This is a genomic window from Trinickia sp. NRRL B-1857, assembly GCF_050470685.1.
GTDB lineage: Bacteria > Pseudomonadota > Gammaproteobacteria > Burkholderiales > Burkholderiaceae > Trinickia.
In genome coordinates this window covers 1,240,441-1,260,708 of sequence record NZ_JBFLUK010000001.1, presented here as the reverse complement: position 1 = coordinate 1,260,708, position 20,268 = coordinate 1,240,441, and the positions used below count along the sequence as shown (strand labels likewise).

Sequence of the window (20,268 nt, the reverse complement as noted above, 5' to 3'; positions counted from 1 at the left end):
CGCCGGCGGCCGAGCGCCGGTGTTGAGCTGGCACCAACTTGTGGAACGCGTATGAAAATCACCATCATCGGCACGGGCTACGTCGGCCTCGTGACGGGCGCATGCCTGGCGGAAATCGGCAACGACGTTTTTTGTCTCGATGTCGACCAGCGCAAGATCGACATCCTCAATAGCGGCGGCGTGCCGATTCACGAGCCCGGCTTGCAAGAGATGATCGCGCGCACGCGCGCCCACGGCCGCATCACGTTTTCGACAGACGTGAAGGCCAGCGTCGAGCATGGCGACGTGCAATTCATTGCGGTGGGCACGCCGCCCGACGAGGACGGCTCGGCCGATCTGCAATACGTGCTAGAAGCGGCGCGCAACATTGGCCGCTATTCGAACGGTTTCAAGGTCGTCGTGGATAAGTCGACGGTGCCTGTCGGGACCGCCGAGCGCGTGCGTGGCGTGATCGCCTCGGAGCTCGAAGCGCGCGGGTTGAACGCCGGCATGTCGCATGGTTTCTCCGTGGTCTCGAACCCTGAGTTTCTGAAGGAAGGGGCCGCCGTCGACGACTTCATGCGGCCCGACCGCATCGTGATCGGCATCGACGACGACGCGGCCGGCCAGATCGCACGCGAAAAAATGAAGCGCTTGTACGCGCCGTTCAACCGCAATCATGAGCGCACGCTTTATATGGACGTTCGCTCGGCGGAGTTCACGAAATACGCGGCCAACGCGATGCTGGCCACGCGCATTTCGTTCATGAACGAAATGTCGAACTTGGCCGATCGGGTCGGCGCCGATATCGAGCAGGTGCGTCGCGGCATCGGCTCCGATCCGCGCATCGGCTATCACTTCCTCTATGCGGGCGTCGGTTACGGCGGTTCGTGCTTTCCGAAGGACGTGCAAGCGCTCGTGCGCACGGCCGGCGAGAACGGCCAGCAGTTGCGGATTCTCGAAGCCGTCGAAGCGGTCAATCACGAGCAGAAGGAAGTGCTCGTGGAAAAGATCGTGGCGCGGTTGGGCGACGATCTGACGGACCGTACGTTCGCGCTATGGGGGCTCGCATTCAAGCCGAACACGGACGATATGCGCGAGGCCCCGAGCCGGCGGCTGATCGCGGCATTGCTCGCGCGCGGTGCTCGGGTGCGCGCCTACGACCCGGTTGCGATCAACGAAGCGCGGCGCGTATTTGCGCTCGATCTCGCCGACTCGCCCGACGCGCTGGCACGCTTGACGTTCGTGGCTACCCAAGACGAAACGCTGGTCGGCGCCGATGCGCTCGTCATCGTGACCGAATGGAAGGAATTCAAGAGCCCCGATTTTGCGCACTTGAAGTCGGTGCTGAAGACGCCTGTGATTTTCGACGGCCGCAACCTTTACGAACCTCTGGCGATGGCCGAATTGGGCATCGACTATTACGCAATCGGACGTCCTTATGTCCAACTCGATACCCGAACCGATGCGCGCGGCTGATTCGACGCGCGAGCCGGACGTGCGCGATAGCGCGGCGCGGCCCGTGCAGGTTGCGCCCGTGCCGCGCGAACGGCTCGCCAACGCGCGCGTACTGATCGTGGGCGACGTCATGCTCGATCGCTACTGGTTCGGCGACGTCAATCGCATTTCGCCCGAAGCTCCCGTGCCCGTCGTGCATGTGCAGCGGCAAGAGGATCGCCTCGGCGGCGCGGCGAACGTCGCGCGCAATGCGGCGGCGCTCGGCGCGAAGGCGGGGCTGCTGTGCGTCGTCGGGCGCGACGAGCCGGGCGAACGTATCGTCGAGCTGCTCAAGGACAGTGGCGTGGCGCCGCATTTGGAGCGCGATCCCGAACTGTCGACGACGATCAAGCTGCGCGTGCTTTCGCGTCAGCAGCAATTGCTGCGCGTCGATTTCGAGAACACGCCCGCGCACGAAGCGTTGCTGGCGGGCTTGGCGCGCTTCGATGCGCTGCTCGCGCAGCACGACGTGATCTTGATGTCCGACTACGCCAAAGGCGGTCTCACGCACGTGACGCAGATGATCGCGAAGGCTCGGGCTGCCGGTAAACCGGTGCTCGTCGATCCGAAGGGCGACGATTGGGAGCGCTATCGCGGCGCGACGTTGATCACGCCGAATCGCGCGGAATTGCGCGAGGTGGTGGGGCAGTGGAAGTCGGAGGAGGACTTGCATGCACGCGTGGCCGCGCTGCGTGCATCGCTCGACATCGATGCGCTCCTGCTCACGCGCTCGGAAGAGGGCATGACGCTGTTCACCGCGGATGGCAGCACGCTCACCGCGCCGGCCGTTGCACGCGAGGTCTATGACGTCTCGGGCGCGGGCGATACCGTCATCGCCACGTTGGCCGTCATGCTCGCCGCGCAGCTTCCGCTCGTCGATGCCGTGGCGCTGGCCAATCGCGCCGCGGGCATCGTCGTCGGCAAGCTCGGCACGGCCACCGTCGATTATGACGAACTGTTCCCGCCGGATGCGCGTTAGCGCGAGCCGCGCTCGCCCGCACCCGCATCGGCCGCCTATCATCGTTATCGAATCAACGCCAATACGATCATGACTGTCATCGTTACCGGAGCCGCCGGCTTCATCGGCGCCAATCTCGTTGGCGCGCTGAACGCGCGCGGCGAAACGCGCATCATCGCCGTCGACAACCTCACGCGTGCCGACAAATTCAAGAACCTCGTCGCTTGCGAGATCGACGATTACCTCGACAAGACGGAGTTCGTCGAACGTTTCGCTCGCGGCGATTTCGGCAAGGTCCGAGCCGTGTTTCATGAAGGGGCTTGCTCGGACACGATGGAGACCGACGGCCGCTACATGATGGAGAACAACTTCCGTTATAGCCGTGCGGTGTTGGACGCTTGCCTGGCGCAAGGCGCGCAGTTTCTTTATGCCTCGTCGGCGGCGATCTACGGCGGCTCGACGCGTTTCGTCGAGGAGCGCGAAGTGGAGGCGCCGCTGAACGTATACGGCTACTCGAAGTTTTTGTTCGATCAGGTCGTTCGCCGCGTGATGCCGAGTGCTAAAAGCCAGATCGCCGGTTTTCGCTATTTCAACGTGTACGGGCCGCGCGAAGCCCATAAAGGGCGGATGGCGTCGGTCGCGTTCCACAACTTCAATCAGTTCCGTGCCGAAGGCAAGGTCAAGCTGTTCGGCGAATACAACGGCTATCCGGCCGGCGAACAAACGCGCGACTTCGTGTCGGTCGAAGACGTGGCCAAGGTGAATCTGTTCTTTTTCGACCATCCGGAAAAGTCGGGCATCTTCAACTTGGGTACGGGCCGCGCCCAGCCGTTCAACGATATCGCGACCTCGGTCGTCAATACGCTGCGCGCGCTCGAGAATCAGCCGCCGCTTTCGCTCGCCGAGATGGTGCAGCGCGGGCTCATCGAATACGTGCCGTTCCCCGATGCGCTGCGCGGCAAATACCAGTGCTTCACGCAAGCCGATCCCACGCGTTTGCGCGCGGCCGGCTACGACGCGCCGTTCCTGACGGTTCAAGAAGGCGTCGATCGCTACGTGCGTTGGCTATCCGGCCAACTGTAAGGCACGGCGCGCGATTCTTAGACTTGGAGCCTCACGGTCGGTCCTCGCCGGCCGGCTTTTGCATCTGGAGGCAACATGTTCAAGCGCATTCTCTCGTTCGCGGTGGCCCTTGCCGCCGCGTTTCCGTTTCTTTTGGCTCATGCAGCGGATGTCGACGTCAACACGGCCGACGAAGCGGCGCTGCGTGCGATCAAAGGCATCGGCCCCGCCCGGGCGCGGGCGATCGTCGATGAGCGCGCCGCGGGCGGGCCGTTTAAAGACGCCGACGATCTCGGCCAACGCGTCAAAGGCTTGGGCGGGCAGGCGGTGGAGCGCCTGCGTGCCGAGGGCTTGACCGTCAGCGACGCGATGAATGCGGATTCGGGGCGGGTTGCGGCGTGACCGAACGCGCCAACCTGATCCGTTTGCCTCCGTTCGGATGAGGCCCGCCGGGCAAGCGCGGGCGGGCAACATCGCATGCTTGCAGGCTCCTTCAGCCGTCATGTTTCGTCGACGGTTTCCCGCGACGCGTCGCGGGTTTTTTGCTTGGCGGCGGTGCCGGCGATATGCGCCGAAAAAGACCCTACCGGGCGATGGCTTGCGCGGTGCTTTACAATCGAACGAATCGATATCGCTCAACGGAACGGCGCGCAGCGCGTACACGCACATGTCCTACAAAACCATCGAAGACACGATCGGCAATACGCCGCTTGTCCAGCTCGTCCGCTTGGCCGACGATGAAATTCGCAGCCGCAACAACGTCGTGCTTGCGAAGCTGGAAGGCAACAATCCCGCGGGTTCGGTGAAGGATCGGCCGGCGCTTTCGATGATCGCGAAAGCCGAAGCGCGCGGGCGCATCAAGCCGGGCGATACGCTGATCGAGGCGACGAGCGGCAATACGGGCATCGCGCTCGCGATGGCGGCGGCGATCCGGGGCTACAAAATGGTGTTGCTGATGCCGGAAGACCTGTCCGTCGAGCGGCGCCAGAGCATGGCGGCATACGGCGCCGAGATCGTGCTGACGCCCGTGAAAGGCGGCATGGAGTATGCGCGCGACCTCGCCGAACAGATGCAGCGGGACGGCCGCGGCATCATCTTGGATCAGTTCGCCAACCCCGACAATCCGGTTGCGCATTACGAAGCTACGGGCCCCGAAATTTGGCGCGATACCGAAGGCCGTGTCACGCACTTCGTCTCGTCGATGGGTACGACGGGGACGATCATGGGCGTATCGCGGTATCTGAAGGAGCAAAACGCCGCGATCGAAATCATCGGCGCGCAGCCCGAGGAAGGCTCGCGTATCCCGGGCATCCGCAAATGGCCCGAGGCGTATTTGCCGAAGATCTTCGACCGCACGCGCGTCGATCGGACCGAGAGCGTATCGCAAGCCGCTGCCGAGGCGATGGCACGTCGCATGGCATCGGTCGAGGGTATCTTCTGCGGGATTTCCTCGGGCGGTGCTTGCGAAGTGGCCTTGCGGGTGGCGCGGCAAGTCGAGAACGCCACGATCGTTTTCATCGTCTGCGATCGCGGCGATCGCTACCTGTCGACGGGCGTATTTCCGGCCTGACGACTTCGCATGCGGCAGCATCGTGCCGCGAATAGAGATAGCGATGAGAGGGCATCGCGCACGCGCAAGCCGCGTGCGCGTTCTTGCATGACGATGCCTAGCCGATTGAACGGCTAGGCTAAGCGTTCGATGGGCCCTATAGTTCCGTCGGCCGGAGCAAGCGCTCCGCTGCTCGACAGGAGAAGGACATGCAAAAACGCTACCTCGAAGCGGCGACAGCGCGAATGGGCGCCGTCGCCGCTTTTTTTATGCTTGGCGCCGTGTTGTTCGGCGCGCTACTTACTCATGCGTGGGCCGGTGAGCCGTCGGCCGCGAGCGGTGCAGGGCCAAACCCGACTTCGACTCCGACTCCGACGCTTGCGGCCCATGCGCCTCGTGGCGTGCCCCAAGGGTACGTCGTCACGCCGTTCGGTTTCTTTCATCCGTCGTGCGTGCATCCGGTCGGCCGCGACCAAGTACTACTCGGCGATGGACGCATCGAACGCGCCGATGGTACGACCATACCGGTACGTGCGTGCGCCTATCCTAGCTATGCGACCCAAGGCGCGCGAATCGCGCCGGCCGGCACGGCGTCGTCGGCGGGCTTGCCCGTGCCTGGACTGGCCGGGACGTCCCCCTCGGCGGACGGTTGGCTCGAGGCGAGCTGGTTCAACGACAAGGCGCCGTTCGGCGGTATCGCAGCCAAATGGCTCGTGCCGTCCGGGCCGAGTTCGGACGCCGGCCAAGTGCTCTATTACTTCCCCGGACTCGAAGACTACGAAAACGTGGTCACGATCTTGCAGCCCGTACTCGGCTGGAACGGCTTTAACGACCACGCGTGGACGATATCGAGTTGGAATTGCTGCACTTCGGGCAATGTGAATTACAGCAATCCCGAGGGCGTAGGGACGGGCGATACGATCGTCGGCACCGTCAGCGGGGATTGCGCGGCGGGCAAGATGTGTTCGACATGGAACGTCGCGACCGTCGACAAAACGAACGGCCGTCAATCGACGCTTAAACAAACGAGCAGCTTCGGCCAGACCTTCGATTGGGCATTCGCGGGCGTTGTCGAAGTCTACGGCGTCAGTGCATGCGATCAGTATTCGGCCAACGGTTTTGTCGACTTTACGTCGGTCTCGCTACTCGATGTTTACGATAAGCGGATCCGCCGCCCGGGTTGGCAGGCGAGCGGCTTGTTGCAGGACAGCGCGCCGCCTTGCAATTACGGCGTGTCGGTTGCGCCGACAAGCGCCAGTTTGACTTTCTGAACGGAGGGCCGTCGCGGGTGCAACGGCGGGGCGGCCCGCCGTCGACCCATGACGTTCACTGCGGCCGCGGCGGTTCGAGCGGCGTTTGCTGCGACGGCGATTGCGCTGGCGCCGGCGCGGCGTTTTCGGTTGCCGGTTGACCGGGTGCGATCGCGGACGGCGCGGGTGCGGCCGTCGGGGCGGGCGTACTCTGCGGCGTTGCAGACGTTACCGGCGCCGACGTTTGCTTCACGCCGTCCTCGGCCTCGATGCGGGCCTTCACGCGTTGTCCGAGTTCGTAGACCGCGAGCGCGTAGAAGAAGCTGCGGTTGTAGCGAGTGAGCACGTAGAAGTTTTGCAGCCCCAGCATGTACTGGGTAGGCTGGGACGGAGTCGGCAAGTCGATGACCGTCACGGGCGTGCTGTCTTCCGCGGCCAGATCGAAATTGGGCTCGTCGAGTTTCATGCCGGCGCGCAGCATCTGCGCGAGCGGCCAATGCGGCTCCGGTTGGCCGTCGGCCGCAGCCTGCGCGATCCCGATGCTGCCCGCGTCCACGGCGATATGCCATACCACGGGGCGGCCGTTTTCCCAGCCGTTTTGCGCGAGGTAATTCGCGACGCTGCCGATCGCGTCGGCTTCGCTCGCGCGCAAATCGATGTGGTGATTGCCTTCGTAGTCGACCGCGTATTTGACGATGCTGCTCGGCAGGAACTGCGGGATGCCGATCGCGCCGGTGTACGAACCGAACACCGTGGTCGGATCGAGCTGGGCGTCGCGCGTCCAAACGAGATAGTCCTCGAGGTTCTTGCGGAACGTCATCTCGCGCTCGGCGCGGTTCGGCGTATTCGGGTAGTCGAACGCAAGCGTCGTCAGCGCATCGAGTGCGCGGAAGTTGCCCATGTAGCGACCGTACATCGTCTCTACGCCGATGATGCCGACGACAACCTCGGGCGGCACGCCGAATTGTTCATAAGCGCGTTGCAGCGTTGCGCGGTTTTGCCGCCAAAACTTCACGCCCGCATTGATCCGCACCGGATCGAGAAAGCGCGCCTGATAGACCCGCCAGTTCTTCGGGAACGGCTTGGGCGCGGGCGTCACGAGCTTAACGGCCGTCGCGGAGTAACTGACGCCGGCGAACAGTGCGTGCAGCGCCGTAGGGTCGAAGTCGTAACGCGCCACCATGTCGTCGATAAACGCATTGACGTCGGCGTTATCGGCGTAGCGCTGCGGAACGATTTCCTCTTCGAAGGTGGAGCCCGGCGGCGTTGCTTGCGGTGCCTGCGGTGCCTGGTTTTGAGCGAGGCCGGGTGCATGCTTGGCCGGCAACGTGCTCTGGGCGCAGGCGCCCTGCCAGGAAACCGCGGCGCCGAGCGCCAGGGCGACGAACACGGCGAGGCGTCGCCGTTTTGCTGCGGGTGAAGCGTATTGACCGGTCATAGGAGGGCAATGGCAAGGGTTCGGCGCAGTATAACGAACGGCTGCCGCACGCGGAACCGCCGCGCCGAGAATCGTGCCGTTACGCCCTACATGCCGGGGATCGGCGGCCCGCAATCGTGTCGCGCGCAACAGCCTCTGAGCGGAATTGGACGGATTGCCGGCGGCCGGCTGTGGTAACGTAGCTCGATCGCTGGCCGAATCGAGGGCCGACGAAGCAACTGAGGAGACACGCCGCGCCACGCGGCATACGAACGATCATGGCGACCGCCTTCTATTCACACCCCGATTGTTCATTGCATGAGATGGGGCCGGGGCATCCGGAATGTCCGGAGCGACTTGCCGCGATCGAGGATCAATTGATCTCGAGCCGCATATCCGAATTGATCGAACGCGAAAGCGCGCCGCTTGCCGACATCGACGAGCTCGCGCGCGTCCATACGCGTGCGCACATCGAGTTCATCGAGCGCAGCGCGCCGCAGGAAGGGTACGCGTGGATCGATCCCGATACGGCGATGAATCCGCACACGTGGCAAGCGGCGCTGCGTGCGGCCGGGGCCGCCGTCGCGGCGACCGATGCGGTGATCGAGGGGCGCTATGAGAACGCGTTTTGCGGCGTGCGTCCCCCCGGGCATCATGCGGAGCCCGCTCGTGCAATGGGATTTTGCTTCTTCAACAACGTGGCGATCGCCGCACGCCGCGCGCTAGAAGTGCACGGCCTTGCGCGTGTTGCCGTCATCGATTTCGACGTGCATCACGGTAACGGGACCGAGGCGGCGTTCGCGGGCGACGAGCGCGTGCTGATGTGCAGCTTCTTCCAGCACCCGTTCTATCCGTTCAGCGGCGCCGACAATCAAGCGCCCAACATGGTCAATTTGCCGATGCCCGCCCGTACGCCCGGGTCGGCCGTACGCGAGGCCATCGATATGATCTGGCTGCCGCGGCTCGAGGCATTCAAGCCCGAGATGATTTTCGTCTCGGCCGGGTTCGACGCCCATCGCGAAGACGATCTCGGCAACATGGGGCTCGTCGAAAACGACTATACGTGGATCACGCAGCAAATACGCGCCATTGCCGAGCGCCACGCACGCGGACGGATCGTCAGTTGCCTCGAAGGCGGCTACAACTTATCCGCGCTCGGACGTAGCGTGGTCGCGCACATTCGCGCGCTCGCCGGGATTTGATACCGGCCGTATCGATTTGCCGGACTTGGCCGCGTCGAATCGTCCATCGGAAACCATGCGGCCGCTCACCGCTTTTTGCAGTCAACAGATCATGAATTCCTCCGTTTCGTCGTCTCCTTCTTCCCCCACGCTATTGGTCGAGCAAGCCGCTTATGGACTGCCCGGCGTCGTGCGCGTCACGCTCAATCGGCCCGATGCGTTCAACGCATTGTCCGAGCAAGCGATCGACGAGCTGAAAACCGCGCTCACGCAAATCGCGCAGTCCGACGCGCGAGTCGTCGTGCTGGCGGCGCAGGGGCGGGCGTATTGCGCGGGGCACGATATGAAAGAGTTGCAGGCGACGCCCGAGCTCGACTTCTATCGGAAGCTCTTCGCGCGCTGCTCGGCGCTCATGATGACGATTCAGCGCATGCCTCAGCCTGTCATCGCTCGCGTGCAAGGCATTGCGACGGCGGCGGGTTGCCAGCTCGTCGCCATGTGCGATTTGGCCGTCGCGGCCGATACGGCACGGTTTGCCACGTCGGGTATTCATTACGGACTGTTCTGCGCCACGCCCGCCGTGCCGCTCTCGCGCAACATCCCGCGCAAAGCCGCGTTCGAGATGCTGATGACCGGCGACTTCATCGATGCGGCCAAGGCGCGCGAACTCGGGCTCATTAACCATATGACGCCGCTTGACGCGCTCGATAACGACGTGGCGGCTCTTGCCAAGCGCATATGCGATAAGCCGGCCGCTGCCGTAGGCATGGGCAAGTCGCTCTTTTACCGGCAATTGGAGATGGGGATCGAGGCGGCCTATCAAATGGCGGTCCAAACGATCTCCTGCAACGCGATCGACCCGGCTGCGCAGGAAGGCATGCAAGCCTTCGTCGAAAAGCGCGCGCCGTCCTGGAAGGCATGATCGGCCGTTAGGCGTGCGCGAGGACCCACTTGATCAACGCATCGATCACGCGGTCGCGATCGAGATCGTTCATCGTCTCGTGATAGGCGCCCTCGTAGAGCGTAAGCGTGCGGTCGGTGCAGCCGACGTGCGCGGCGAACGCCCGGCTGCCCTCGGGCTCCGTCAGCTTATCGGCCGTTCCGTGGTAGACGAGCACCGGCAACCGCAGCGAGGCGCGCCCTTGTTCGATACGCGCCATGGCGGCGAGGATCTGCTCGCCGGTTCGCGCGGGGACGGCGCCATGATGGACGAGCGGATCCGTGCGATTGGCCTGCACCACGAGCGGATCGCGAGAGAGCAGCGCGGGCTCGATCTTCATCGCCTTGTAGCGCGGCCATAGGCGGCTCACGATGCGGCTTGCCGACAGCATCCAGCGCGGGACGTCCTTGCCGGGTGCGAGCGCCGGGCTCGAGAGAACGAGACCGGCGAGCGGGTGCCGCGCTTTGGCGAAGGCATCTAGGCGCTCGATCGCAAACAACGTCGCGATCGTGCCTCCCATGCTGTGCCCCATCAAAAACAGCGGCGTGCCGGGACGCGACGCCGCGTCGAGCAACGCGCGGGCATCGTCCAGATAGGCGTCGAAACGCTCCACCCAGGTGCGCTCGCCCGGCGAATGCCCATGACCGCGCAAGTCGATCGCCACGAGTTCGATTCCCGCCGCGCCGAGGCGGCCCGCAAGCGCCGTATAGCGGCCCGCATGTTCGGCTAGCCCGTGGACAAGCGCGACCGTTGCGCGCGTCGGCACGGTACTGGGCCACCGATAGAGCGCGAGTTCGACGCCGTCGGCAGCACGCACGGAACCCTCCGGCTGTGGAAGCTCGGCTGTGGTGCGGCGTTTAGTCGCGGCTGAGCCGAATTCGTCTTGCGGCGCTGTCGTCGTGGACATGGCGCGTCTCCATTCTGGTGTCGTTTGCGCTGGATCATAGCCGCTCGTCAGCGCTAGGAAGGCGTACCCGCGAGGTCGAGCGCCTCTAATAGCCTTCAGTCATGAAGACCTGGAAATTAATTATTAAACGCTATTTGTGCGACGCGATAAAATCGCACGTCGTCATTCTTACTCCCATGCTGCAACGGCGGCGAATGCGGCGACCCGGCAGGACCCGGGGTCGGCGCGGTTCCCGCCGTTTCGTTTTTTCATGATCGAACTACGCCATATTTCGCAGCGTTTCGCCGGCCCAAGCGGCTGGGTCGATGCGCTGCACGACATCAATCTGAGTATTCCGGCGGGCCAGATCTTCGGCATCATCGGCCGTAGCGGCGCGGGCAAGAGCACGCTCGTGCGCACGATCAATTTGCTCGCTCGGCCGAGTGCCGGCGAAGTCATCGTCGACGGCAAGCAGTTGAATACCCTGAGCGCTCAGCAATTGCGCGAGGCCCGCCGCGAAATCGGCATGGTGTTCCAGCATTTCAATTTGCTGAACTCGCGAACGGTCTTCGATAACGTTGCATTGCCGCTCGAGCTGGCCGGCATGAAGCGGGCCGAAATCGAAGCGACGGTTTTGCCGCTGCTCGAACTCGTCGGCTTGAGTACGTTGAAGGATCGCTATCCGGCGCGCATCAGCGGCGGGCAAAAGCAGCGCGTCGGCATTGCGCGCGCGCTGGCGAGCCGGCCCAAGGTGCTGCTCTCGGACGAGGCTACCTCGGCGCTCGATCCCGAAACGACGCGCTCGATTCTCGAACTGCTCAAACGCATCAATCGCGAACTCAATCTGACGATCGTCCTCATCACCCATCAAATGGAAGTGATCAAGGACGTCTGCGATCGCGTGGCCGTGCTCGACGCGGGACGCGTGGTGGAAGAGGGCGAGGTTATCGACGTCTTTCTGAAGCCGCGTCACGCCGTCACGCGCGCATTGCTGGGCGACGTCATTGCGCACGAGTTGCCGAGTGCCGTGAAGGCGCGCGTAGCCGAACAACTGAAGGCCGGCGAGGGGCAATTGCTGCGGCTCGCATTCGCCGGCGCCGGCGTCGATCGCCCGATCCTCTCGGAGACGATTCGCCGCTATGCGCTCGACTTCAACATCCTGCATGGGCAGGTCGATGAGATCCAAGGGCAGGCGTTCGGTTCGCTCGCCGTACTCGCCGGCGGCGAGCACGGGCAATTGACCGCCGCGCTTCATTTCCTGCGCGAGCAAGGCGTCGTCGTCGAGGAGCTCTCGCATGTTTGATGAAATGTTCTCGATGTTCGCTCAGTCGTTCTGGGAAACGCTGATCATGGTCGGCATCTCGGGGGTGGTCGGCGCGCTTGTCGGCTTGCCGCTCGGCGTGCTGCTGTTTCTGACGGATCGCGGCGGCGTGCTCCAAAACGTGGCGGCGAACCGCGCGATGGGCCTGACCGTCAACGCCGTACGCTCGACGCCGTTCATCATCTTGCTCGTGGCGGTGATTCCGTTCACGCGGCTGATCGTGGGCACCTCGATCGGCACCGCGGCCGCCGTCGTCCCGCTGACGATCGCCTGTGCGCCGTTCTTCGCGCGGCTCGTCGAGACGGCGTTGCGCGAGGTCGATCGCGGGCTCATCGAAACGGCCGAGGCGCTCGGCGCGAGCACGCGTCAGATCGTCTTCAAAGTCTTGTTGCCCGAAGCCTTGCCCGGCATCGTCGCCGGCCTGACGATCACGTTCGTCTCGCTCGTAGGCTACTCGGCCATGGCGGGTGCGATCGGCGGCGGCGGATTGGGCGATTTGGGGATCCGCTACGGGTATCAGCGGTTCTTGCCCGAGGTCATGGTGGCGGTCGTCGCGATTCTGATCGTGTTCGTGCAGCTCGTGCAGTCGTTCGGCGATTGGATCGTCCGCCGTTTGAGCCATCGATGAGCGGGGAGCGTTAGAGGCGTTGGTCGAAACCCGGCCTGGCGCACGGCGCGCTTCCTCTTTAAAATAAAACGATCGTTCGTTATTGTGAAATGCGCCGCCGCGGCGCGTTCGCGGCATCCCCGGGGTACTGAGTTCAGTGGGGCAGCCCGGCATGGGCCAGCCCCGCATGGGCTACCCATTTTGCCCATTGGGGCTTTGCCGAACCGTCGGTTAGTGCGGTTGCAGCATGGGCTGTCGCTATAATGGCCGCTGGGTTGACGTATTCGTAACTTTGGAGCGTGTGCATGAAAATTTTGGTGCCTGTCAAGCGCGTGGTCGACTACAACGTCAAGGTCCGGGTGAAGTCGGACGGCACGGGCGTCGACATTGCGAATGTGAAGATGTCGATGAACCCGTTCGACGAAATCGCCGTGGAAGAGGCGGTTCGTCTGAAGGAAGCGGGCGTGGCCACGGAAGTGGTGGCGGTATCGGCCGGCGTGGCGCAAGCGCAAGAAACGCTGCGCACGGCGCTCGCGATCGGTGCCGATCGCGCGATCCTGATCGAATCGAACGAAGACCTGCAACCGCTGGCTGTTGCTAAGCTGTTGAAGGCGCTCGTCGACAAAGAGCAGCCGCAGCTCGTGATTCTCGGCAAACAAGCGATCGACGACGATTCGAACCAAACGGGCCAGATGTTGGCCGCGCTCGCCAACTTGCCGCAAGCGACGTTCGCCTCGAAGGTCACGGTGGCGGACGGCAAGGCGACGGTCGCTCGCGAAGTGGACGGCGGCGCGGAAACGCTGACGCTCACGCTGCCCGCTGTCGTGACGACGGATCTGCGCCTGAACGAGCCGCGTTACGTGACGCTGCCCAACATCATGAAGGCGAAGAAAAAGCCGTTGGAAACGATCAAACCCGAAGACCTGGGCGTGGACGTCGCTCCCCGCTTGAAGACGCTGAAGGTAGCAGAGCCGCCCAAGCGTAGCGCCGGCGTGATGGTGCCGGACGTGCAGACGCTGGTCGAGAAGCTGAAGACCGAAGCCAAGGTGCTGTGAGGGGAGCGAAAGACATGACGATTCTGGTTATTGCTGAACACGACAACGCGTCCATCAAGGGCGCGACGCTGAACACCGTGGCTGCCGCGCAAAAAATCGGCGGCGACGTGCACGTGCTGATCGCGGGCCACAACGCGCAAGGCGCGGCCGACGCCGCGGCGAAGATTGCAGGCGTGGCAAAGGTGCTGCTCGCAGACGCACCGCAACTGGCCGAGGGCCTCGCGGAAAACGTCGAAGCCACCGTGCTGAACGTGGCTAAGGATTATTCGCATATCGTTGCGCCGGCTACGGCGTACGGCAAGAACGTGGCGCCGCGCGTGGCGGCCAAGCTCGATGTCGCTCAGATCAGCGAAATCACGGCTGTCGTATCGGCCGATACGTTCGAGCGTCCGATCTATGCAGGCAACGCGATCGCGACGGTTCAATCGAGCGATCCAATCAAGGTGATCACCGTGCGTGCGACGGGCTTCGACGCCGTTGCAAGCGAAGGCGGCAGCGCGTCGGTCGAGAAGATCGAAGCGGCGGCCGACCGCGGCGTTTCGCAGTTCGTGAACCGCGAAGTGACGAAGCTCGATCGTCCGGAACTGACGAGCGCGAATATCATCGTTTCGGGCGGCCGGGGTCTCGGCAGCGGCGAGAACTATACGAAGGTGCTCGAGCCGTTGGCCGACAAGCTCGGTGCGGCGCTGGGCGCTTCGCGCGCGGCCGTCGATGCGGGCTACGTGCCGAACGACTACCAAGTGGGGCAGACGGGCAAGATCGTCGCGCCGCAGTTGTACGTGGCCGTCGGCATTTCGGGTGCGATTCAGCACTTGGCCGGGATGAAGGATTCGAAGGTGATCGTCGCGATCAACAAGGATCCCGAAGCGCCGATCTTCAGCGTGGCCGATTACGGCCTCGTCGGCGATCTGTTCACGCTCGTACCGGAACTCGTGAACGCATTGGGCTGAGCGAGGGTCGCCGAAAAATTCGGCGAATGAAGGTAGCACCCGAAGGGGCGCGGCTCAAAGAGCTGTGCCCCTTTTGCTATCTAATCTCATACCTGCGGGTGCGCTCATCGATCGCGCCGCTCGTTGAAACGCGAGCACGCAAAACAAACGGCGCCCGGTTGGGGCGCCGTTCGTGCTGCTTCCGGCTACTGAGGGTATGCGTGAGCCGTTACGCGTAAGCGGGTTGCGGAGCGCTGCCGAGCTCGCCGAGGTAGCGATGAACGGAGAGGTCGTCCGATTGAATGGCCGGGCGGCGACCCGAGATGAGATCGGCAAGCAACTGGCCCGAGCCGCACGACATCGTCCAGCCGAGCGTGCCGTGCCCCGTGTTCAAGAACAGATTCGATACCGGCGTGCGGCCGACAACCGGGGTGCCGTCCGGCGTCATCGGGCGCAGACCCGTCCAGAACGACGCCTGGCGCGTATCGCCGCCGCCGGGGAACAGGTCGTTGACGCACATCTCGAGCGTTTCGCGGCGCGCTTGACGCAGCTTCTTGTCGAAGCCGACGATCTCGGCCATGCCGCCGACGCGAATGCGGTCGTCGAAACGGGTGATCGCGATCTTGTACGTTTCGTCCAGCACCGTCGATACCGGTGCTTTAGCCGCATCGACGATCGGCGCCGTGATCGAGTAGCCCTTGAGCGGGTACACGGGGATTTTCACGACGCCCGAGAGGAACTGCGTCGAGTAGGAGCCGAGCGCGACGACATACGCATCGGCGCGTAGTGTCTCGGCCCCGCAGCGTACGCCGGCGATGCGGCCGCCGGCCATTTCGAGCGCGTCGATCGGCGTGTTGAACCGGAACTTGACGCCGAGCGATTCCGCGAGTGCGGCCAAGCGCGTGGTGAACAACTGGCAATCGCCCGTTTCGTCGCCGGGCAGCCGCAGGCCGCCCGTGAGCTTATGCGAGACGGCGGCCAGCGCCGGTTCGGCACGTGCGAGCTCGGTGGGGCTCAAGAGCTCGTACGGCACGTTGGCGTCCTTCAGCACGGCAATGTCTTTTTGTGCGCCGTCGAGCTGCTGCTGCGTGCGAAACACTTGCAGCGTGCCGCCCGTGCGGCCTTCGTATTGGATGCCGGTATCGGCGCGCAACGCCTGCAAACAGTCGCGACTGTATTCGGCGAGGCGCACCATCCGGCCTTTATTGACGGCATAGCGCTCGGCGGTGCAGTTTTGCAGCATCTGCCACATCCAGCGCAATTGGAACTGCGTGCCGTCCAGACGGATTGCGAGAGGCGCGTGCTTCTGGAACATCCACTTCACTGCTTTGAGCGGTACGCCGGGAGCGGCCCACGGCGCCGCGTAACCGGGCGAGATCTGGCCGGCGTTCGCGAAGCTCGTGTCGAGCGCCGGTCCCGCTTCACGATCGACGACCGTGACTTCATGGCCGGCTCGCGCCAGATAATAGGCGCTCGTTACGCCGACGACGCCACTACCCAAGATCACGACTCGCATAGCTACTCCCAAATACCGATCAATCCAGTTTATGGCGCTATACTATTGCGACAAAAGCAGTTTTTGTTTCTGTAATTTTTGAGTTTTTGGTGGAAACATCATGAGAACGGAACGTCAGCCGATCCGTAAGCTCGATAAGCTCGATCGCAAGATTCTGAAGGTGTTGCAGGAAGACGGGCGCATCGCGATGAAGGATCTCGCGGAGCGCGTCGGCTTGACCGTCACGCCGTGCATCGAGCGGGTGAAGCGTATGGAGCGCGACCATGTGATCACGGGCTACTACGCCCGCGTGGACCCGGCCCAACTCGGCGCGGCGCTGCTCGTGTTCGTCGAGATCACGCTCGGCAACAAGAGCGGGAACATGTTCGATCAGTTCCGGCGCGAGGTGAACAAGATCCCCGAGGTGCTCGAATGCCATTTGGTATCGGGCGAATTCGACTATCTGATCAAGGCGCGCATCGGCGAGATGGCCGATTACCGCAAGCTGCTCGGCGACATCTTGTTGCAGTTGCCGGGCGCCGTGCAGTCGAAAAGCTACGTCGTCATGGAAGAAATCAAAGAGACGCTCAATATCTCGGTCGGCGATTGACGCCGAGGCGGGGCGATCGCCCCGCTGTCGGCATCGAATGCGCTAAGCGGTTTCGGGTACCGCGTCGAGGAACCCGGTGACGCTTTCGAATCTTCCTTGCGCATCGACCACGCCGAAGTCCGAGCCCTTCACGATCGCATCGCCGCCCGGCGCGACGAGGTGCCAGGAAAACCGCACGTACTGGCCGAATCCGTCCACCTTGGTGCTAAGCCGAAATTCATGCCCCGGAAAGCGCTCGTGGACGGCCGCGATCATCGCGTCGATACCGTCGTGTCCCTTGCCCGCGAGCAGCGGGTCGACGTAGGAGGCATCGTGAGCCCAGGTCCGCGCGATCAACTCGCGGCGGCGCAAGGCATCCGTTTCGTTCCAAGCAGCGAAATAGCGGTCCACTAGATCGAGGTGGGCAGTCATGGTTTTCTCCAAAACGAGGTGGCTGGGCTGACGGTGTAGGCCGTATGTCTTCCGGCGCGTTCACAGGCTTGGCGTACTAGCTTGGGCCGGCGAGCGCCTGAGACGAAGCATCGGATATCGCGCGAGGCGCGTCGATTACGCGTGAGGTAATGGATCTGCTTGCTTTAGTGCGCGTTCAGCGATGGCGCTCGGCGTTCGCGTTTCTCTAGGTCTGAATTGTGGCGCCGCCTCGACGGTCGCCAACGCCGCGAATGTAGATTCGCGGTTTTGGTGAGTGGCGGTCGCGTGTGCGCTTGATGACGAGATGGATGCGAATTCGAGATGTAGCGTTCGCGTGGGCTGCGGCATTGCTAAGCATGCCGGCGTTTGCGCAAGATGCGCCATCGTCCGAGATCCCCCCTGGAGCCCAAATTCAACGGCTCCAGCAACAGCAACTCGAGGCGGCGAGGGAGTTGAACCCCCGCCCGATTGTCATGTCGCCGGCCGGCGAAAGCGCCGCGACGATCAGCATCGCAAGCCTTGCCGTCGACAGTCCGTGTTTCGAGATCGAGCGACTCGTACTCGACGACAGCACATTCGAATGGCTCGCGCGCTTCGTGCAGCCAGTTGTCGGTCAGTGCATCGGCAAGATCGCGTTGAAGCAGATCCAGGATGCCGCCAACAATGCATTGATAGACCGCGGCTATTTGACTTCGCGCGTTCTCGTACCGACTCAGTCGTTGCAATCCGGAACGTTGATGCTCGCGGTCGTACCTGGGCGCTTGGCCGAAATCAGAACCGATGGGGCTGCAATCGGTTGGTTGCGTACGGCATTGCCAACCGTACCCGGTAAGTTGCTGAACCAGCGCGACATCGACCAAGCGCTCGAGAATCTACGCCGGCTGCGGTCTCAGTCGGATGCGACATTCGACATCGCACCGGGCGCGCGCGAGGGCGAATCCGAACTCGTTTTGCATCCGGGAGCGGGAAAGCAGTGGCATATGGTGTTGGGCATCGATAACGCGGGTTTGAACTCGACTGGAAAAACGGGGCTATCAGGATCGCTGACCTACGATTCGCCCTTGTATCTATTTGATCAATTGCAGATCGCCGGCGCGACGAACGCGAACTTCGGTGCGCCGGGCGAGGGAACCCGGTCGATTGCCGCGAACTACAGCGTGCCGATCGGCTATGCGATGTTTTCTGTAGGTGCAAGCCGATCGCGATACAAACAAACGGTTCCAGCGTTTGACGGGCCCGTCCAATACAACGGTGTGCAGTCTCAATTGCAGGCTGGGCTATCTGGTGTGATTTTCCGAAATGCGAGTGCGCGCACGGAATTGCACGGCGACGTATATCGTCGAATTAACCGCAATACATACGACGGTGTCGAGCTCCCTGCCCAAACGCGCGACGTCATGGGCTACGAGCTCGGGCTATCGCACCGTCAATACGTTGGCCGCGTCGTCATGGACGCAGCAATTGCATGGCGAGCATCGCTTCCCGGGTTATCGAATAGACCCGGCATGGTCCTCGACGAGCCCGATTTCGATGGCAAAACGGAAATCGGTTTGGCGAGCGTCGGCGTCCAGCTTCCATTCGAAGTGAGTAACCAATCGCTTTCCTATCGGTTTGACTGGAATACCCAAAACGCGCGTACGCCGCTTTCGCCGGCTGACTATTTCACGATCGGCACACGCTATTCCGTACGTGGCTTCAATCAGCAGATGACGCTAGCCGCAGAGAGTGGGTGGTCGATTTCAAACGAACTGGACTGGTATCTGCCGGCGGCTATTGGAACGCAATCCATTTACGCCGGCGTCGATCTTGGGCGAGTGAGAGGCCGTGCCGCCGATTTTTTGACCGGTCAAACCTTGATGGGCGCCGTACTTGGCGCACGAGGACAAGTTGCACCGAAAAATCCTCTGGGCGCGGCCTTCATTTACGACCTTTCAGTGGGGTGGCCCTTATCGAGGCCGGCCGGAATCAGCGGGTCCCCGACATTCCTATTTCAGATCGGCGCATTGTTTTGACATCAATAGGTGTACCTAAGCGGCGCGGCACTCCGCGCCATTTTTAATGAGTGACAACTCGACTACGGCGAAAGTGAAGTATGGAAAACTGGATACAACAACGTGGATATGGGAAGACGTCGGCGGTGGGAGCCATGTTGGCTGCACTCGCCTTGAGTGCATGTGGCGGTGGCGGGAAAGGCGGCGCAGACGCGGCCGACGCCTCGATGAAGGTGGAAGCGGCCAGTGGTTCGAACTCAGCGGCGATCAAGGTCGAAGGAACGTCAACTTCACTATCGAGCGATTTGAAGACCCTCAATGTGGTCACACCACCGGTTACTTGGGGAGCCGACGGTGCATTTCCGCCGGGTACCGTCCGGCTTACCGGTCGCGGGTATTCTCCTTCCGCGTTGAAAGAATATGCGCCGGGCGTGTACACGAAGCTGCCTTGGGGCGCGCAGGATCTCAGTTTATCGACTGGGACCGTGACCGACATCGCCGGGAATGGTCAATTCGCCATTGGCCGTTGGACGGCTGGCAGCGATTCGTCGGGACATACGTACAACATCAATCAAGGCCGAACATGGGCCGTCGGTGCACCAGTCGACGTCAAACTTCCACTGACGGGAACGAATTGCACGTTGGTGGCCGCGACCCGTCCGACAGCAAGCGATGGAAACACCGCGCCCGGCGTCCTGAAGGGCGCGACGGCGATCGTAGCCGGCATGCGCAATTCGGTGGGGCTCATCGAAAACCGAGGGGCTTTGACGTTGCAGTATTCAATCGGCGGCGATCTCGATCAAACGTTCAGTACGGTCACCCCGTTGGGCTCTATGTACACATCGCGAGCATCTCGCTCGTCGCTGTACACCACGTTCCTGGGCCCCGACGCATCCAAACCTTATCTCGTCGTCTCATACGGTGTGCATGCGCCTACCGTGGGCTTGATCAACGGCATGGCCGTATTGAGTTGCCTTTAATACGCGCTCAAGGGGCGCAAGGGTAATGTCCATGCGCCGCCCACTCCGATTCGTTGCCTGACGATAAAGGCGTACCGTGAATTCCGGAATCTATCGATTGGTGTTCAAATCTACGCTCGGGATATGGGTGCCGGTGGGCGAGCATCTACG

19 protein-coding genes are annotated in these 20,268 nt (G+C 62.8%); 15 read left to right on the top strand and 4 right to left on the bottom strand.

The window, feature by feature from the left end:
* Positions 1 to 51: 51 nt before the first annotated feature.
* The 6 genes from AB1286_RS05415 (at position 52) to AB1286_RS05390 (ending at position 6,316) form a co-directional block, all read left to right on the top strand.
* Positions 52 to 1,458: a UDP-glucose dehydrogenase family protein gene (locus AB1286_RS05415; RefSeq protein ID WP_430362301.1), complete on the top strand. Its 1,407-nt coding sequence runs from the start codon at positions 52 to 54 to the stop codon at positions 1,456 to 1,458.
* Entirely contained in the window at positions 1,445 to 2,455 is a 1,011-nt protein-coding gene (gene rfaE1 / locus AB1286_RS05410; protein ID WP_430364993.1) for a D-glycero-beta-D-manno-heptose-7-phosphate kinase, read from the top strand. Before AB1286_RS05415 ends, rfaE1 begins: the two co-directional genes overlap by 14 nt.
* Before the next feature lie 69 nt (positions 2,456 to 2,524).
* Positions 2,525 to 3,517 carry an ADP-glyceromanno-heptose 6-epimerase gene (rfaD, locus tag AB1286_RS05405; protein WP_430362300.1) on the top strand — a complete coding sequence of 331 codons (993 nt, stop codon included), beginning with the start codon at positions 2,525 to 2,527 and terminating at the stop codon, positions 3,515 to 3,517.
* Positions 3,518 to 3,592: 75 nt separating this feature from the next.
* Positions 3,593 to 3,898, top strand: coding sequence for a ComEA family DNA-binding protein (locus tag AB1286_RS05400; RefSeq protein ID WP_430362299.1), 306 nt, complete (start codon positions 3,593 to 3,595; stop codon positions 3,896 to 3,898).
* 265 nt (positions 3,899 to 4,163) lie between these two features.
* Positions 4,164 to 5,066 (top strand): cysteine synthase CysM, encoded by a 903-nt coding sequence (gene cysM, locus AB1286_RS05395; RefSeq protein ID WP_430362298.1) that lies wholly within the window; start codon positions 4,164 to 4,166, stop codon positions 5,064 to 5,066.
* Between the two features lie 188 nt (positions 5,067 to 5,254).
* Entirely contained in the window at positions 5,255 to 6,316 is a 1,062-nt protein-coding gene (locus AB1286_RS05390; protein ID WP_430362297.1) for a hypothetical protein, read from the top strand.
* A gap of 55 nt (positions 6,317 to 6,371) precedes the next feature.
* On the opposite strand, the gene mltB is transcribed toward AB1286_RS05390, so the two are convergent.
* On the bottom strand, positions 6,372 to 7,733 hold the full coding sequence (mltB, locus tag AB1286_RS05385; protein ID WP_430362296.1) for a lytic murein transglycosylase B: 1,362 nt from the start codon (positions 7,731 to 7,733) through the stop codon (positions 6,372 to 6,374).
* A gap of 257 nt (positions 7,734 to 7,990) precedes the next feature.
* On the opposite strand from mltB, the gene AB1286_RS05380 reads away from it, so the two are divergent.
* Together AB1286_RS05380 and AB1286_RS05375 are read left to right on the top strand one after the other, a co-directional pair.
* Entirely contained in the window at positions 7,991 to 8,914 is a 924-nt protein-coding gene (locus AB1286_RS05380) for a histone deacetylase family protein (protein ID WP_430362295.1), read from the top strand.
* A 91-nt stretch (positions 8,915 to 9,005) separates the two neighbouring features.
* Positions 9,006 to 9,815, top strand: a complete 810-nt coding sequence (locus AB1286_RS05375; RefSeq protein WP_430362294.1) for an enoyl-CoA hydratase — start codon at positions 9,006 to 9,008, stop codon at positions 9,813 to 9,815.
* Positions 9,816 to 9,822: 7 nt separating this feature from the next.
* On the opposite strand, the gene AB1286_RS05370 is transcribed toward AB1286_RS05375, so the two are convergent.
* Positions 9,823 to 10,650 carry a lysophospholipase gene (locus AB1286_RS05370; protein WP_430364992.1) on the bottom strand — a complete coding sequence of 276 codons (828 nt, stop codon included), beginning with the start codon at positions 10,648 to 10,650 and terminating at the stop codon, positions 9,823 to 9,825.
* A gap of 340 nt (positions 10,651 to 10,990) precedes the next feature.
* On the opposite strand from AB1286_RS05370, the gene AB1286_RS05365 reads away from it, so the two are divergent.
* From AB1286_RS05365 to AB1286_RS05350, 4 genes are all read left to right on the top strand, one after another.
* On the top strand, positions 10,991 to 12,022 hold the full coding sequence (locus AB1286_RS05365) for a methionine ABC transporter ATP-binding protein (RefSeq protein WP_430362293.1): 1,032 nt from the start codon (positions 10,991 to 10,993) through the stop codon (positions 12,020 to 12,022).
* On the top strand, positions 12,015 to 12,668 hold the full coding sequence (locus tag AB1286_RS05360; RefSeq protein WP_430362292.1) for a methionine ABC transporter permease: 654 nt from the start codon (positions 12,015 to 12,017) through the stop codon (positions 12,666 to 12,668). Before AB1286_RS05365 ends, AB1286_RS05360 begins: the two co-directional genes overlap by 8 nt.
* Before the next feature lie 284 nt (positions 12,669 to 12,952).
* Positions 12,953 to 13,702, top strand: a complete 750-nt coding sequence (locus AB1286_RS05355; RefSeq protein ID WP_116136501.1) for an electron transfer flavoprotein subunit beta/FixA family protein — start codon at positions 12,953 to 12,955, stop codon at positions 13,700 to 13,702.
* Positions 13,703 to 13,716: 14 nt separating this feature from the next.
* On the top strand, positions 13,717 to 14,652 hold the full coding sequence (locus AB1286_RS05350; RefSeq protein ID WP_430362291.1) for an electron transfer flavoprotein subunit alpha/FixB family protein: 936 nt from the start codon (positions 13,717 to 13,719) through the stop codon (positions 14,650 to 14,652).
* A 208-nt stretch (positions 14,653 to 14,860) separates the two neighbouring features.
* Here AB1286_RS05350 and AB1286_RS05345 read toward each other — a convergent pair whose 3' ends face one another.
* The gene (locus tag AB1286_RS05345; RefSeq protein WP_430362290.1) at positions 14,861 to 16,147 is read right to left on the bottom strand and encodes a D-amino acid dehydrogenase; all 1,287 of its coding nucleotides are present in this window, start codon (positions 16,145 to 16,147) and stop codon (positions 14,861 to 14,863) included.
* A gap of 100 nt (positions 16,148 to 16,247) precedes the next feature.
* Here AB1286_RS05345 and AB1286_RS05340 point away from each other — a divergent pair, with 100 nt between their 5' ends.
* Positions 16,248 to 16,736: an Lrp/AsnC ligand binding domain-containing protein gene (locus AB1286_RS05340; protein WP_430362289.1), complete on the top strand. Its 489-nt coding sequence runs from the start codon at positions 16,248 to 16,250 to the stop codon at positions 16,734 to 16,736.
* 42 nt (positions 16,737 to 16,778) lie between these two features.
* On the opposite strand, the gene AB1286_RS05335 is transcribed toward AB1286_RS05340, so the two are convergent.
* Entirely contained in the window at positions 16,779 to 17,147 is a 369-nt protein-coding gene (locus AB1286_RS05335) for a nuclear transport factor 2 family protein (RefSeq protein ID WP_430362288.1), read from the bottom strand.
* 308 nt (positions 17,148 to 17,455) lie between these two features.
* On the opposite strand from AB1286_RS05335, the gene AB1286_RS05330 reads away from it, so the two are divergent.
* Together AB1286_RS05330 and AB1286_RS05325 are read left to right on the top strand one after the other, a co-directional pair.
* Positions 17,456 to 19,159, top strand: a complete 1,704-nt coding sequence (locus tag AB1286_RS05330) for a ShlB/FhaC/HecB family hemolysin secretion/activation protein (protein WP_430362287.1) — start codon at positions 17,456 to 17,458, stop codon at positions 19,157 to 19,159.
* A gap of 80 nt (positions 19,160 to 19,239) precedes the next feature.
* Positions 19,240 to 20,118: a hypothetical protein gene (locus AB1286_RS05325; protein ID WP_430362286.1), complete on the top strand. Its 879-nt coding sequence runs from the start codon at positions 19,240 to 19,242 to the stop codon at positions 20,116 to 20,118.
* Positions 20,119 to 20,268: the final 150 nt, after the last annotated feature.

Excerpts from the sequence above, each read along its gene's own strand:
- cysM (WP_430362298.1), top strand. The coding sequence starts at position 4,164 with ATGTCCTACAAAACCATCGAAGACACGATCGGCAATACGCCGCTTGTC.
- rfaD (WP_430362300.1), top strand. The coding sequence starts at position 2,525 with ATGACTGTCATCGTTACCGGAGCCGCCGGCTTCATCGGCGCCAATCTC.
- AB1286_RS05360 (WP_430362292.1), top strand. The coding sequence starts at position 12,015 with ATGTTTGATGAAATGTTCTCGATGTTCGCTCAGTCGTTCTGGGAAACG.
- AB1286_RS05380 (WP_430362295.1), top strand. The coding sequence starts at position 7,991 with ATGGCGACCGCCTTCTATTCACACCCCGATTGTTCATTGCATGAGATG.
- AB1286_RS05350 (WP_430362291.1), top strand. The coding sequence starts at position 13,717 with ATGACGATTCTGGTTATTGCTGAACACGACAACGCGTCCATCAAGGGC.
- AB1286_RS05335 (WP_430362288.1), bottom strand. The coding sequence starts at position 17,147 with ATGACTGCCCACCTCGATCTAGTGGACCGCTATTTCGCTGCTTGGAAC.
- AB1286_RS05355 (WP_116136501.1), top strand. The coding sequence starts at position 12,953 with ATGAAAATTTTGGTGCCTGTCAAGCGCGTGGTCGACTACAACGTCAAG.
- AB1286_RS05415 (WP_430362301.1), top strand. The coding sequence starts at position 52 with ATGAAAATCACCATCATCGGCACGGGCTACGTCGGCCTCGTGACGGGC.
- AB1286_RS05375 (WP_430362294.1), top strand. The coding sequence starts at position 9,006 with ATGAATTCCTCCGTTTCGTCGTCTCCTTCTTCCCCCACGCTATTGGTC.
- AB1286_RS05390 (WP_430362297.1), top strand. The coding sequence starts at position 5,255 with ATGCAAAAACGCTACCTCGAAGCGGCGACAGCGCGAATGGGCGCCGTC.
- rfaE1 (WP_430364993.1), top strand. The coding sequence starts at position 1,445 with ATGCGCGCGGCTGATTCGACGCGCGAGCCGGACGTGCGCGATAGCGCG.
- AB1286_RS05345 (WP_430362290.1), bottom strand. The coding sequence starts at position 16,147 with ATGCGAGTCGTGATCTTGGGTAGTGGCGTCGTCGGCGTAACGAGCGCC.
- AB1286_RS05330 (WP_430362287.1), top strand. The coding sequence starts at position 17,456 with ATGCGAATTCGAGATGTAGCGTTCGCGTGGGCTGCGGCATTGCTAAGC.
- AB1286_RS05325 (WP_430362286.1), top strand. The coding sequence starts at position 19,240 with ATGGAAAACTGGATACAACAACGTGGATATGGGAAGACGTCGGCGGTG.
- AB1286_RS05365 (WP_430362293.1), top strand. The coding sequence starts at position 10,991 with ATGATCGAACTACGCCATATTTCGCAGCGTTTCGCCGGCCCAAGCGGC.
- AB1286_RS05340 (WP_430362289.1), top strand. The coding sequence starts at position 16,248 with ATGAGAACGGAACGTCAGCCGATCCGTAAGCTCGATAAGCTCGATCGC.
- mltB (WP_430362296.1), bottom strand. The coding sequence starts at position 7,733 with ATGACCGGTCAATACGCTTCACCCGCAGCAAAACGGCGACGCCTCGCC.
- AB1286_RS05400 (WP_430362299.1), top strand. The coding sequence starts at position 3,593 with ATGTTCAAGCGCATTCTCTCGTTCGCGGTGGCCCTTGCCGCCGCGTTT.